9 protein-coding genes are annotated in these 14,662 nt (G+C 62.3%); all 9 read right to left on the minus strand.

Features of this window, described 5'->3' with window-relative positions; genetic code table 11:
• Positions 1 to 833: 833 nt before the first annotated feature.
• Positions 834 to 1,763 carry a type VI secretion system-associated lipoprotein TagQ gene (gene tagQ / locus BK658_RS03890; RefSeq protein WP_123581133.1) on the minus strand — a complete coding sequence of 310 codons (930 nt, stop codon included), beginning with the start codon at positions 1,761 to 1,763 and terminating at the stop codon, positions 834 to 836.
• Positions 1,764 to 1,849: 86 nt separating this feature from the next.
• Positions 1,850 to 3,577: a formylglycine-generating enzyme family protein gene (locus tag BK658_RS03895; RefSeq protein WP_123581134.1), complete on the minus strand. Its 1,728-nt coding sequence runs from the start codon at positions 3,575 to 3,577 to the stop codon at positions 1,850 to 1,852.
• Positions 3,570 to 4,766, minus strand: coding sequence for an ABC transporter permease (locus BK658_RS03900; RefSeq protein WP_123581135.1), 1,197 nt, complete (start codon positions 4,764 to 4,766; stop codon positions 3,570 to 3,572). Before BK658_RS03900 ends, BK658_RS03895 begins: the two co-directional genes overlap by 8 nt.
• Positions 4,766 to 5,482, minus strand: a complete 717-nt coding sequence (locus BK658_RS03905) for an ABC transporter ATP-binding protein (protein ID WP_123581136.1) — start codon at positions 5,480 to 5,482, stop codon at positions 4,766 to 4,768. The genes BK658_RS03900 and BK658_RS03905 overlap by 1 nt, the downstream gene beginning before the upstream one ends.
• Positions 5,482 to 8,490, minus strand: coding sequence for a serine/threonine-protein kinase (locus BK658_RS03910; protein ID WP_123581137.1), 3,009 nt, complete (start codon positions 8,488 to 8,490; stop codon positions 5,482 to 5,484). The genes BK658_RS03905 and BK658_RS03910 overlap by 1 nt, the downstream gene beginning before the upstream one ends.
• On the minus strand, positions 8,487 to 9,218 hold the full coding sequence (locus BK658_RS03915) for a PP2C family protein-serine/threonine phosphatase (protein WP_185019771.1): 732 nt from the start codon (positions 9,216 to 9,218) through the stop codon (positions 8,487 to 8,489). Before BK658_RS03915 ends, BK658_RS03910 begins: the two co-directional genes overlap by 4 nt.
• On the minus strand, positions 9,219 to 9,869 hold the full coding sequence (tagF, locus tag BK658_RS03920) for a type VI secretion system-associated protein TagF (protein WP_123581139.1): 651 nt from the start codon (positions 9,867 to 9,869) through the stop codon (positions 9,219 to 9,221). It lies immediately after the preceding gene.
• A complete protein-coding gene (gene tssM / locus BK658_RS03925) occupies positions 9,866 to 13,366 on the minus strand; it encodes a type VI secretion system membrane subunit TssM (protein WP_123581140.1) in 3,501 nt (1,166 codons plus the stop codon). The genes tagF and tssM overlap by 4 nt, the downstream gene beginning before the upstream one ends.
• Positions 13,363 to 14,661 carry a DotU family type VI secretion system protein gene (locus BK658_RS03930; RefSeq protein WP_123581141.1) on the minus strand — a complete coding sequence of 433 codons (1,299 nt, stop codon included), beginning with the start codon at positions 14,659 to 14,661 and terminating at the stop codon, positions 13,363 to 13,365. Before BK658_RS03930 ends, tssM begins: the two co-directional genes overlap by 4 nt.
• Between the last annotated feature and the right edge of the window lies 1 nt (position 14,662).

Below are 14,662 nucleotides of genomic sequence, written 5' to 3' on the forward strand. Positions count from 1 at the left end.
AGCAAGCATCCAATTAAACAACAAGACGAAGTGTTCCACGTAGCGTGTAGGCAATCACCCTATATGTGACAGGGGATTCCCTGACACCAGACTTGACCTTTCCACCCTCGACCAGAATCCCCATAAACCATTGAGCCAGAGCGGTTCATCAACCCTGTTTATCATCACTGAGGAATTCATATCCTGACGCTGACGCCAGCATGACAAAAATAGAAAATGAAAAATGTAGGAGCTTTCTGAAAGTTACAGCCATCCATGAACAAAGCGATGACTGAAAAAAAGCATATTAAAAATGCCATCAAAATGATGGCACCTTCATATATCACCAATCCCCGGATGTGTACTTGGCTCGGCCCAAAACTTCATTACCTCACCCCTGAACAAAAAATGTCGAAAGTCCTTCGCACATCGCCGCCGCAAAAAAAACTGAAATAATCAAACTTCGGTCCACGCGTCAGCCCCCCTTCCGACACCAATCCTTTTGCTGAGGATAAGCACATGTTCGCCGGCCAAGGCTTCGAACTTTGATCCCGTTTATTCACACGATTTTAAAGGGCGAGCCTTTGAAGGAATTGAAGCCATCAGCATTTTGTATTCGATCCAGGGGTTGAACTGGACAGCGAATACCCTGATTTCAAGGCGGAACATTTGTTCAGCCGATACGCCGCGGAACCTGGCCGACGTTATGGAAGCAGAATGGCGGATGACGTGCAGTTACCAGAGGAAGCGAGCGCTGAATCACTTGCAAGCGCAGGAGATGGCGGCGCATGGCGCCAAGTACAGATCATCCCCACGCAACACGTGGGGATGCTCAAAGCCCTACAAAAACTCAATCAAACGTTCGGGCAAGGTACCGGTGCCCAGTCGCCCAGGTCCGGGTTCTTGCACATGCTGTTGACCTGAGTGGTGCCTGCGCTGGCGACTTGCTTGCTTTCGGCCTGTTTGGCTTGTGCGGTCTGCAGGGTTCTCTCGGTGGTGACCGCTTCTTGCGGCACGGTTGGCAGTACCGGTTTTTTCGCCGGTTTCACCGCTTTTTTGCTCTTGGTCGGGGTCACGGCCGGCGTGGTTTCGGCGGTCGCCACGGTGACCACGTCGGTGCGCTGCACGCCGACTTGCTGCAGGTCTTTTTCGTAGGCCTGGGTGTAGTTGTTCAGGTCTTCGCTGGCTTTACCGTTCACCGCGACGATCAGGTCGTTGGACTCTTTGAGGCCAGAAACAATTTCTGCCAGGCGCTTGCGGCCCTCGATGTCGTTGACGGTTTTGGCTTTGCGGTCAGCGACCAGTTTGGTGAACGCGCTCTGGTAGCACTGCTGGGACGCCTTGGCGTACGCGGTGCTGCGGTCGATGTCGGCGGCGCGTTTATTGACGTCGGAGGCGTAGGACGCGATGCGCTGGTTGTCATCGGCGATCTGCTTCTGGCGCTCGTTGTAGTAACCGACCGCGCCGCCCGCCAGGGCGCCGCCCGCTGCACCGATGGCGGCATTGCGGCCACGGTTCTGGGAATCGGTCAGGGCGCCCAATAGTGCACCGCCGACAGCGCCGACAGCCGCGCCGGTAACCACCGACTTGGTCATGTTCGAATCGGTGGCGCGCAGATGCTGCACCGGCTCGTAGCAGTTGGGGTAGTACTCGACCTTGGTGCTCGAGGCAACCTTGGAAGTCGGTGACGTGGCGCATCCAGTCAGTACAGTGCTGAAGCCGACGGCAATCAGCAGCAAATGACGCTTGGAAACTGAGGCAAAAGGTTTACGAGAGGAAAGCATAGTGATGTTCTCTTTTAAGGTTTGACCCGCTCAGCACAGCCCACCGCCGTCTGAGTCCCTTCCAAAGCTCGCTGTACAACAAACGATCAAGACCGCTGATCGTTCGATGCGAGCAATTCCTTCAATATCGCCGCCGGGTCGGCTCGTCGTTGCTGACGATAATCACCGACATGGCGAACGAATAACGTCGCGCGCGCCACCAGGCTTTTGCCCAGTACCGGCTTGCGCTCCAACTCTTCCTTGATGCGTTGAAACTGTGCCTGGATCACGGCATCGGTGTAGCGCGTGCCAGTCGCCAGGTTGTCGATGTAGATCGCCAGCGCGCCATCCAGCGCGCTGCGGCCGTTGTCGATAGCCATGGCGAACAGCTTGGCGCTGGCCTCGTCCTTGGCGTCCACGGCCTGCTGACGACTCTTGTGCAGATTGGTCAGGCGAATGTTGTAGTTGTTGATGGTCTCGGCCACCAGGGCCGCCGACTGGATCAGGTTGCCGGCCGCCTCCTCGCGCTGTTGGGCGATGAGCGAGACGTTGCGCTTGAGCTCTTCGTTGACCAACCCCAACTCGGCTTGCAGACGTGGATCGACGCTGGCGGCAATGATGCTGTCCAGGCGTTTGGTCGGGTCCTGGGCGTCGTCGATGGCATCGGTCAGCGAAGCCAGCCGACCTTCTTTCTGCCATTGGGCAAACAGTTCCTTGTAGCGCGAACGGGGCGCCGACAACGCGCCAATCGCGACCCGGAAGCCGGTGGTTTCGTTGTTTTGCTCGGTGCCGTCGGCGGCGAACAGCGGATACTCGCGACGCATCCCGGTGAACAAGGTGCCCTCGCCTTCCAGATAATTGCCGCCCTTGACCACGAAGCCGCCATAGGTGCCCTGGCGGCGTCCGGCATGCACGAGCTGGAAGGACTCCTGGACCATCTCGGCGGCGTTGCCGATTACGTCGAACAGACCGATGGGGTTGGGCAGTTTGGTACCGATCGGCATCAGCCGCGCAGCCTGGCCGGTGCCGCCGGCGACCTGATTGAAGACTGCCCAGTCCGCCAGTGGCCCGTCGCTTTCGCTGCCCTGCAGACGGCGGGGAAACAGGCGCCCTTCCAGATCCTGACGGCTGACGGCTTGCCCGCCCCGGGCAGCGAACTCCCATTCGACCTCGGTCGGCAAGCGCACAAAACCCAGCCCGCCCTCCTCTGCCGAGGTGCCGCGACCGCTCACCGGCAGCAGGTCTTTGTGGTATTTCATCAGCCAGGCGCTGTACACCGCCGAGAAGCGTTCAGCCTCGAATCGCGACAGCTTCACCTTGGGCAAACGCCCGGCCATGCCTTGGGGAAGCTCCGCTTGCAGGGCTTCGCAGGCCGGCGCCGGCTCGCCGCTAGCCAACGATTGTGCCTGGGCCATGACCTGCGCGTATTGGCGGGCGGTGACTTCGTATTTGCCGATGAAATAGAACATCGGTTTGAGCGGAGTGTTGGCGTCGGTCTTGGGCATCAATGGGGTGATGCTCTTGCTCCAGTCCTTGGGCAGATCTTTAAGGGTGAACTGGCCATTGATGAAGTCCCGGCGATAGCCGGATATGAACGACTGCTGATAACCGGCCTCGCCTTCGCTGAACGGGTAGCCGAGGCTGATCTCGCGATCGTCCAGACTGCCCTGGGCCAGGATGTAGACGTAACGGAACACCATCTGCCCTTCGCACGGCAGCGGCAGGCTGACGTCATCGGGCAACGGCTTGGGGTTGTCCAGTTTGTCGGTGCCGTCATCAGCCCAGACCGTGCCGGCCAGGCTCAGCGCCATGGCGGCGCCCAGTAACTTATACATCTCGGATTCCTTCACACGCCTGGATACGCGCCACTCGCCAGCCACCACAGACCGCCGCCACGGCGCTGACGCCGAACACTGCCGCCAGGGCCAACGCGTAGTGACGCGCCAGCAGATGGCTGGCGTACTCACCCGGCATCTGCACAAATAAATGGTTCAGGCCCGATTGCGCCAGGCCATACAGCCCGGCGCTCAACAGGGCGGCAAAGCCGGCGCTGTACAGTGCCTGTATCACCACAAACAACAGCAACGCCGCCGTGGAAAATCCCAGCAGACGCAACACCGACAACTCTCGACGCTTACGCTCGACCGCCGCCAGCGCCCCGGCAAAAATCGCCGCGAACGCTCCCGCCAAGGCCAATCCGGCGATGATCCAGAACACGATCGACAGGTTGCGGCTCAGCGATTGCACCTGGGCGATGGCCTGGGCCTGGGTCGAGACCAGCAGGTTCTGCGCAGCGAAGTACTGGCGCAGCGGCTCGACATCATTGAGGCTGCGGGCGTACAGGCGAAACGCCGGATACACCCGCTGCTCCGTCACGCCCACCGCAACACCTGGCCAACCAAACACAGGCACGGCGCGGCCGTCCCGGTAATCTTCAGCCGCTTCCAGTAACGTCAATGGCGCGAACAACCCTTCCCGGGCGAAGGCTTCCAGCGGTAGCACGTGCAGCACCTGGACACGAGTGCGCTGCGCCTCGCCACGCCCGGCCACCTGCCGACCGAAACTGGCCTGCAGCCAATCACCAGCCTTGACCCCGAGTTTTTCGGCGGCGGTCTGGCTCAGCAGCACCTGATCCAGCCCTTGAGGCATCGGCAGACTGCCAAGCAAGGGATCGTTGGCGGCGGTGGGGATCATTTCGACGGTCACCGTCGAAACGTCAGCGGTCAGATCCGCCGTCGCGGCAATCTGCCGGGTGCGTGGCAAGGCGAACGCCACGTCACTGCGCCGGCTCAACTGTTCGATAAACGCGGCACTGAATCGGCCGCCACCCAAGGGAATGATTTCCCGGGTGGCCGGGTCGTTTTCCAGGCGCTCGGTCAAACTGCTGACCAGGCCGAATTTCAAGCCGAACAGCACCAGCAGCGGCGCGACCACCGCCACCAGCGCCAGTACCGAACAGGCCGACAGCCACGCATTGTTGCGGTAATCCTGCCAAGCCAGGGAAGCCATCAGCGCGCCACGCATCAGCAAGCCTCCCCGAGGGTGGCGGTGACACCGCCATCGACGTCGCGATGACAACTGATGCGTCGCACCTGCAAACCGCTAGCGCGGGCCAGTGCCTCGTCGTGGGTGGCAACGACGCAGCACACGCTGTGTTCACGAGCCTGGGTCACCAGTAACTGCATCACACGTTCCGCGTTGAGCGGATCGAGGGCGGCGGTCGGTTCATCGGCCAGCAGCAGACGCGGCTCATGGGCCAGGGCGCGGGCGCAACTCACCCGTTGCCGTTGGCCGACGGATAAATCGCCCGGTCTTTTACCCAGTTGATCAGCGATATCGAGTGCCCCGGCCAGGCGGTCCACGCTGCCGTCGTCTTTCAAGCCGAGCAGTTTGCGCGACAGGTCAATGTTGCCGCGCACGTCTAGAAAATCCAGCAGGCCACCGGTTTGCAGCACGTAGCCCAAGTGCCGGCTGCGCAGGTCCGCCAAGGCGCTTTGCGCATCTGCGCGCCACAGCCCGCTAATGTCTGTCCTGGTTTGGTCGGGCGCAAAATCAAACTGCCCGGCCTGATCCGGAGCCAGCACCAGCGCCAGCAAATCCAACAACGTGCTTTTGCCGCAACCGCTGGGACCGACCACCGCCAGTTGTTCACCGGCACGCAGTTGCAGCCGTGGAATCACCAGGCTGTAGCGCTGGCTGCCGGCGCCCCGGCTCTTGTGCACCGCGCTCATGTTCAGCATCACGGCAGCGTCGACAACGGAACGCGGTACAAAGCATCACCCGGCTCGGCATCGCCGAAACGCACCCAGTTGGCCAAGTCGTTATGGAAGGTTTCGTAGAGGCGGATTTTCGAATCCAGCTCGTCGATAAAGTCTTCCTGCTCGGCCACGCTCAGGGAAAGCCACAAGTCCTGGGTCATGCTCAACGACTTGCTGCGGTAGGGCAGCCCTTCCAGGTACTCACCCAGAACCCCGCCATCGGCCAGGTTGCCGCCCTTGCGCAAGGCCGAAGGATCGCGGCTCATGTAGGCACTGGCACTGGCGATTTCCTGGAAGAAATTCTTCGGCGAGGTCTGGGTCTTGCGGGCGGCATCGACGATCAGTTTCAGCGATTGCTGCAAGTCGTTGAGCTGCAATTTGGTCAGCATCACGCACACCTGGAACGCCGGCAGTGCCGAGTTGGTCAGGTCGTGGTCGGCGGTCCAGGCGCTGACCAGTTGTGGCGCCTGGCTGGCGGCTTTACGCCCCAGGAAGTCCATGTGCATCGCGTAGCCGACGGCTGCCGATTTGTCGGTCAGGCTCGGCGCGGCGCTCAGCAGCGGCACGGTTTGCGGCTTGTTGGTGCGCACCTGATGCACCAGGTCGGCAAACACCGAACCGATCTCGTCCACCCGCTCACCCAACTTGCGCACATCGGCGCCCGGTACCGGAATGTACAGGTCGCCGATCTGCGGGTTGGCGTCGGCGGTCAGGGTGCGATATTGGTTTTGCGCACCAGCGTGGGTTTTCTTGCCAGCGTCGCTGAGCAAGTGCAAGGCGTAGATTTTGATCTGCTTGCCTAGCGCAGCCTGACGCACTTCGGCCTCGTTCATTTGTGTGGAGGCATACGGGTCGTTCTTGCGCAGGGCGCCAGCATCGGTGACCAACAGAATCAAGCGCCCACCATAACCGGACCAATCCATGCCCTCGACCGCTTCCATCACACCGGCAAACGCATCTTCGTTGAACGAATGGCTCGATACTGTGGTCGCCTTGACCTGCCGCGCCAAGTCCATGAAGCGCTGTGGGTCGCGACCCTGTTCCAGGGTGATCAAGGTTTTAGCGACGTATTCCAGACCCGGTGTTTTCTTGATGCTGTTGCGAAACCCCACCAGGCCAAAGCTGACGCTGTCCAGCTCGCCGCGCTCGGCGATGTGGGTTTGCAGTTGGTGTACCACGTCGCGGACCTGATCGATGTAGGGCTGCATGGACACGGTGGTGTCGACGACCAACACCACGGCGGTGCGAAACGCGTCGGCATTGGCGGCACTGATCAGGGTGTTGCCGGCAGTAGTCTTCGGTGCATTGCCGGGGTCGATGGACGCCACGTTCAGCAACTGAACGGGCTGGCCGTTTTCATCGAAGCTCTCGCGCGAATCGAAGATCGGCAACAGGTAGAACTGGTTCTGCGGCACCGCGCTGGCAGCCGGTTCCAGGGCCAGCACTTGCTGATTGTCTTCGCGATTCTGCTGGGCCTTGAGCAACAGGTTTTTTGCAGCCTGCGGATCGGCCAGCAACTGCTCTACTTCACCGGGCTGACGCAGGAACATCACCGGCGCACGGCCAGAACGCTCGGTGAATTTGAGCACCAGGCTTTGCTTCCAGTCGCTGACTTGCTCGGCCGACAACCAGCCATCACTGCGCCCGTCGGTGGCGGTGCCAACGCGCAGCCACGGGCTGCCGGCAACCTCTTTGCGCTGATAGACGTAAAGCACGGAAAACGCTGGCAAGGCCTTGCCAGGTGTGGCCCCCGGTTCACCGGCGAGTTTGGCGCCCGGCTTGCTGAGCACTCGCTGGAACAACGTTTTTTTGCCGGCCATCAAAAGCGGACGCTGACCGTCATCGACTTGTGTCACCACAGGGGTCTTTACGGGTGGCTCTGGTGCAACCACTGCCGGTGTCGTGTTGGCCGGTGGCACTGAAACAACCGGCGTCCTGGCGTCCGCTTCGACGCCACCGGACAGCCACCAATAACCCGCGCCGCCCAACGCCAGTACCACGGCTACCGCAACAGCGGCAAGCGCGAACACCGGCCCCTTGCGCTGCTCCGAGGCCGGGGGTTGCGGCGTCGACTTCACCGTCGGCGCAACAGGCTTGGCTTGAGGTTGTGGCTGCGCGGGGCTGGTCGGAATGTCGATGGACACCGGAATCGGCAACGGCCGGATTGTGGTTGCTTCAACCGATTCCCGGGGCAGATTATCCAGCGCCTGCAACAACGCCTTTGCATCCGGGAAACGCTCGGCCGGATCCTTGGCCAGCAGCTTGCGCAGCACCTCTTGATAACGACCGTGGTGCACCGGCAGCTCCGGCAAGGGTTCGGTCAAATGTGCCAAGGCCGTGGAGAGCGCATCGTTGCCGGTGTACGGCAGTTTGCCGACGAGGATTTCGTAGAGCACCACGCCCAGGGCATAAAGGTCGGCCCGGCCGTCAATGTCCTGGCCGCGCGCCTGTTCCGGGCTCATGTAGCTGGGCGTGCCGACGGCGAAACCGGCCTGGGTGAATTGGGTGCGGTCGTCCAGGGACTTGGCGATGCCGAAGTCCGAGAGCACCGCCGTGCCGTCGGCGCGGAACAGAATGTTCGCCGGTTTGACATCGCGATGAACCAGCCCCAGCCCATGGGCATAACCCAGGGCCGAGGCGATCTGGCGGATGTAGATCAGGCCCTGCTCCGGCGTCAGGCCGGCGGCGATGCGTTCCTTGAGCGTACCGTTGGGCAGGTACTCCATGGCCATGTAATACAGCTCGCCGACATTGCCGATGTCATGGATGGTGACCGTATGCGGGTGAGACAGGCGCGCCAGGGTTTTGCCTTCGCGCAGGAAACGCTCGCAAAAACTCGGGTCGGCCGCCAGCGCGGTGGCCATGACCTTCAATGCCACCTTGCGCTCCAGCGAGCGCTGGGTCGCCAGATAAACTCTGGCCATGGCGCCTTCGCCGATCTCACTGTCGATGTCATAACCCGGGATCAGCATGTTCGCAGTGACGTTCATGAAGGCACCTTCACGACGATGACCGTGATGTTGTCCGGAGCGCCGCGCATCAGGCCCAGGGACACCAGGCTGCTGGCGATTTCCCCAGGCTCGTCGTGGCTCAGCACCTCGCGGATCTCATGATCTTCAACCGTTTTGTTCAGCCCGTCGCTGCACAACAGGTAACTGTCGCCGGGCTTCAACAGCAGCTCGACCATCGCCAGCTCCAGCCCCGCATCGACCCCGATGGCGCGGGTGATAATATTGGCCCGTGGATGCACCCGGGCTTCGGCTTCGCTGAGCAGGCCGCTGTCCTGCAGATCCTGGACGTAACTGTGGTCCCGCGAGATGCGTTTGAGCCGGCCATCACGCAGGCGATACAAGCGGCTGTCACCCGCCCACAGGCACACCCCGCGCAAGTCACGCGCCGCCAGCACCACCACCGTGCTGCCCATCATGGTCACGCCGCGATTGGCCGTTTCTTCACGCACGGCGGCGTTGACCCGCTGCAGGTCGATTTTCAATGCTGCGACGTATTCATCCAGCGAGCGACCCGCGGCCACGCTACGCAGACTGTCGATAATCAGGCTACTGACGTAGTCGCCCGCCGCGTGCCCGCCCATGCCATCGGCGACCACCCACAGGCCTTTTTGCGGCAGGTCCAGGCAAGCGTCTTCGTTAACCTGACGGACCATACCGACATGGCTTTTGCTTGCAGATTTGAGGGTCCTTCCAACGCTTGAACACATCTACACAACACCTTCTTGGCCAAGCAAAAATTGCGCAAAATCAGCGGCGGCCGGCAGGCCCTGGCACCGCAATAAACCGGGCGCGATACGCTCCGAACCCTGGCCCCACCACATACTGGCCCCTTCGCAGGCCTGCTCGGCGAGGGCGGTCATCCGCGCCTGCGGATCGGTGACATCAAAGCGGTGCAGACCGGCAAAACGGCTGCTCCGGGTGCGCCGCAGGTACGCCGGGCTACCCAGCGTCTCCAGCCCTGCACCGAAGGCTTCGAAGCTCGCCTCCACGCTCAAGGTGCTCAACATCAATTGCTCGACCTGTTCAAACCAGACATCCGAACCGCCGACCACCGATGCCGGATCGGCGTCGTGTTCCAGCAGCACCGCGACGGTCAGCGGAAAATATCGGCCAACCCGATCGACGCTCGGCATCACCACCCCCACGGCGGCCTGTGGCCCACACACACCGGGCGCGACCATAAAGCGCCACAGCGGACTGACCAGATAGGCATTCAGCCAACGGTCGCCGAGGCTCTGGCTGGCGAGCAAACCCGCCGCCAGCCATGAATCCCAGGGGCCGATAAAACTCTGCGGCAAGCCACGGCTGACAAAGTCCCCGCGACTGGCCAACTTTCCATAGAAACCCGGAGTGCTCATAACCGCTCCGGCAGGCTGAAACCACTGAGCACACGGCTCTTGAACGGGTTGAAGGCGCTGTTGGCCCGCAGCTCGTAAGAGGCGCTGGCGCCGTCGACCCGCAGCCGCAGGTTGAAGCGATCCGGCGAGTTGCCGGCGGTCAGGTCTGATTGCTCCAACAGACGGAACCAGGCCCAGGGGCCATCCAGGGTGATGCCGGACCGACCACTGGCCGAGGGCGGCATGATCGAGATCCGCACCACGCCGATGCTGCCAGCGTTGGGCCATTGCATAGCGGTCGGACGGCTCGGGCCGTGGTCGTAGCTCAATTGCTGGCCATCGAGGTCGAGCAAAAACTGGGTGATGGAAGCGTCCATTGCTACGGGCTTGAGTTCGAAGCGCACCATCGGCTGGGTGCCTCCGGAACGGAAAAACGCATCCCGGATGGCCGCTGCCCGCTGGAAGGTTTGCAGCACGCCCGGGGCGATACCGAGCTTCTGCGCGGCGCCCGGTTGCCAGCGCCAGGCCTGGGTCGAGGTATCCACATACGGCTGCAGGTACTTGCGGAAGTAGTTGTCCATCACCCCGCCTACGCCGAAGAACTGGCCGAAGTCGTCGAGAGTCGCGTCTCGCGCACTGCCTGGCGACATCGGATAACGCCCGGCCAGGGACTGGCGATAGATGTTCACCACTTCGCTGGTCCAGGCCGCGTTCAGTTGATTGCGTACCCCACCCATCATACTGTTGGTGGTGGAGTTGACCACCGACTTGACCAGGCCCTGCACCAACGCTGGTTGACGCTCGGCGTTGAGACTGACCCGTGTCGCGGCAGCCGCGGCCTGGTTCTTGGCTTCGCCGAGCAAGGCGTCGCCGCTGGCGCCGACCATGGCGCTGACCTGCACATACAGGGCGTTCATGTCGGCCAACAGGCCATCGATGGCCGCCGGCTCGCCTTCGTTCTTGCTAACGATGCCGTTGAGTTCGGCAAAATGCGCGGTGATGGGATCGTCACTGGCCTCAGGTGTGTTTTGCGTCGCCTGCTCCTGGCCGAGCAAAGTGCCCAGGCGCTCCTTGAGCTTGTCGACCCCGCCCTCCACCGGCGCGCCCTTGGCAGCCAGCAGGCGTTCTTCCTGTTGCAGGTCGGTTTCCTTCGCCACCGCCACCAGCAATTTTTTCAACGGCGAGGTCGGCCCGGAAATCACCCGCAGCACATCGGCGGCCTGGGCCACGCTGGTGATCGGCACGAAGTCGATATCAGCCAGCAAGGCGTCCCACTGGCGCTGATAATCCTGGAAATACAGGCGACGCACGTCGGCGGCCAGGCTGGCGACGTTCTGCTGCTCTGCCTGGTCGTGATCGAGCACCCACTGCTCCTCAGCCAGGGTGCCGGTCTGGTTCAGGCTGGTGAGCAAAAACCCTTGGCGATAACCCTTGGCGGTGAAGAAGCCACTCAAGGGGTCGCCCAGCGGCTTGCCGCTCTTGCGGCTGAACACCAGCGCAGCATCGCGCCCGGCCGCTTCGTTGAGACGAAAGTCCGGGATGCCGTCCGGCAGTTTCTGCCGCTTGACCCGGTCGTAGACACGCTGGGCCACCGGCAGTTGTTGCAACTGCCGACGCAGGTCGTCGATCAGGCGCGGGTCCAGACGTGCAGTGGGCGGATGGCGCTCGAACAGGGCCTGCAAGTGCTCCGCCAGGGCCATACGCTGCTCGGACGGCAAGTCACGCGGCAGATTGCGGTCCCAGTCCAGGGCGATCCACGCTTTGATGAAGTCGGCATCGTAATGCTCGCTGTCGGCGAGCATCAGGTAGGCCTTCAAGCCTTCATAAAGGAAGTCCGAATTGCCGCCGCCATGCAGTTGCTCTTCGATGCGCGTGAGCAAGCGTGGCGCGAAGACTGCGATCAACAGCTTGCGATAGACGCTGGCCGATTCGGCTTCAAGCATGTCGCCCTGATACAGGCCCAGGCCTTCGGCCCAGTTCGGCGCATCATCGGCCAAGTGCTTCACTGCGTTGAGCAAGGGCAACACCGCGAGCACGTCCCGCTGTGCCGGGCTGAGGTTCTGCACGGCTTGGCCCAGGGGCACAACTTTCTGATCGACTTGCGCGATATACGCCTGATTGGCGCGGTAGCTGACCCACCACAAGGTCCCGACCACCAGCACCAAGGCCACGGTCGAGGCCAGCACGCCCTGGGCGATCCACTTGCGCCGACGTTCGACTTTCGGGTTCACCCCCACCAGCCCACGCTCGGCAAAGGCCACGGCGGTGAAGAGTCTTTCGATGAAGTAACTGCGCCCGGTGCCGGTCTGGCGCGCCAGGTGCTGGCGGTCCAGGTTCATGCTCTGGGCCATAGAGCCGATCAGCCGGTCAATCGGACTGCCTTCCTGGGTGCCGCTGGTGAAATACACCCCGCGCAACAGCACTCGCTCTTCAAAGGCGTTGGGTTTGAACACACCCTCAAGGAAGCTTTGCAGGCAATCCTTCAACGCGCCGAACTGCTGTGGAAAACCGTAGATCAGATCGCGTCGCGCCGGGTCGCGTTCTTGCTGCAAACGCTCCACCAGTCGATCGTTCAAGCGTTGCTCCAGACTGGCGAATTCGCTTTGCAGATGGACCAGCGGGCTGTCATTGCTTTTGCCGTCATCCAGAGCGAAGGTCATGCCCCAGACCTGGGCTCGTTCTTCCTTGCTCAGGGTGTCGAAATACTCCATGAACCCGGGCACCAGATCGAGTTTGGTCAGCATCAGGTAGATCGGAAAACGCACGCCCAGTTGGGTGTACAACTCCTGGATACGCAGGCGGATCGCGGCGGCATGAGCGGCGCGCTCGGCGTCGCTGCCCAGCAGCAGATCGGAGAGGCTGATGGCGATAAACGCGCCGTCGATCGGACGACGGGCCCGCTGTTTTTTCAACAGGCCCAGAAAGCCCAGCCAGGCGGCCTTGTCGACTGTCGCGTCGCTGTCCTGAGTGGTGTAGCGGCCTGCGGTGTCGAGCAGCACGGCCTGGTCGGTAAACCACCAATCACAATTGCGCGTACCGCCGACGCCGCGCACCGCACCTGCGCCCAACTGCGCAGCCAACGGAAAATGCAGACCGGAGTTGACCAGCGCCGTGGTCTTGCCCGAACCCGGCGGGCCGATGATCACGTACCACGGCAATTCGTAGAGATTGCGTCGCTCGTCGCCGCCCAGCTTGGCTTTCTTCAACAGCGCCAGGGCTTCGTCCATACGTTGACGCAGGGTTTCGAGCTCTTCGGCTGTAGCGATGCTGGTCGGGTCCGGCGGGGTCTGCGCCGCCAGGCTACGCATGACTTCGGCGGCCTGACGGCGGGCCTGGATGATGCGAAACAGCCGGTAGGCGATCCACACCGCGAACAGCAGAATGATCAGCGCCCAGCGCCGGCCTTCGGGCACCAGGAATTCGAGCAGCGGCCCGACAAACCAGATGATCAGGCTCAGGGCGATCAGCCCCAGCAATGGAATGACCCAGCGGGTGATAAAACTGAAAAACGCCTTCACTCGACTCCCTCCGCCAACACAGTGATTTCGACCCGACGATTGCGGGCGCGACCCTCGGTCGTAGCGTTCGAGGCCAACGGCTCGGTGTCACTGCGGCCTTCGGCGCTGAAGCGCTCGGGCTGGCCGGTCTTGGCCGAAAGGATTTGCAGCACCGAAGTGGCCCGTGCCTCGGACAAGGCCCAGTTCGATGGAAACCGCAGGGTGGCAATCGGGCGATTGTCACTGTGCCCGGTCACCCGGACTTGGCCCTTGACCATGCGAATGGCCTCGGCGATGCGCAGCATCAATGGCTGAAAGTTGTCGATGATGCTGGCGCTGCCCGAGGCGAACAGTTCATCGCCACGGATGGTCACCACGGAACGGTCAACGGCGTCTTCCACCGAGACCCGCCCGGCCTTGATTTCATCGGCAAGGAAGCCTGCCAGGCGGGGGCGCTCGATCAGTTTCGGTTGCACCACCGGACGGTCGATGGCCTGCACCGGGATTTCGCCCAGCGCATGGATGTCTTTAAACACCGGCTCGGCATCGGCGGCCAGTTTCAAGCGCAGGCCGAACAACAGGGCCAGCAGCAACGCCACACCGATGGCCACCGCGATCCATGGCGGCATGAATTGCGCCAGCCGGTCGCGCGCCACGGTAACGCCGCGCCAATGGGGCGACAGTTCACGCTCGTATTCACCACGGGCGCTGCGGATGACCGCACTGGTGTGCTCACGCAAGGCCTCCAGTTGGCTGCGACCGTCATTCATGACCCGATAACGCCCTTCGAAACCCAGGCACATGCACAGGTACAACAGCTCCAACAGATACAAACGTTCGCGGGGGCTTTGCAGGCAATGTTCCAATAGCTGGAACACCTTCTCGCCGCCCCAGGCCTCGTTATGCACGGTGATCAGCAGGCTCTGCTTGCCCCAGTCGCCGGTGCCGCCCCACGGCGTACTCAACACCGCTTCATCCAGGGCGGTGCACAAGGCGTAGCGGGCCAGCAACACATCGTTGCGCACCACACCGGCGGCCTCGGCGCGCTCCTCGAACTGGCGCAGGTAGGCCAGCAGTTGCGCCCGCAGACTCGCCGGTGCCGGGTGGGCAATGGTGTTGCGCAAGCGGGTCAGCAAAGCCAGCAGCGGACCTGCGGCGCTTTCCAGGGGGTTGAGACCTTCGGCTTTGCCGGTCAACACCGGCGCGGCCGGCATCGACAGCGGCGCGGGCTGGGCGCGACCAGGGTCCGGGCGGGCCGGTTCGGCGCCACGGCCACCGGGTGTCGGCATGAATTGGGTACGATCGTCGTTATTCATC

It is taken from the genome of Pseudomonas brassicacearum, from assembly GCF_003732175.1.
Lineage (GTDB): Bacteria > Pseudomonadota > Gammaproteobacteria > Pseudomonadales > Pseudomonadaceae > Aquipseudomonas > Aquipseudomonas brassicacearum_G.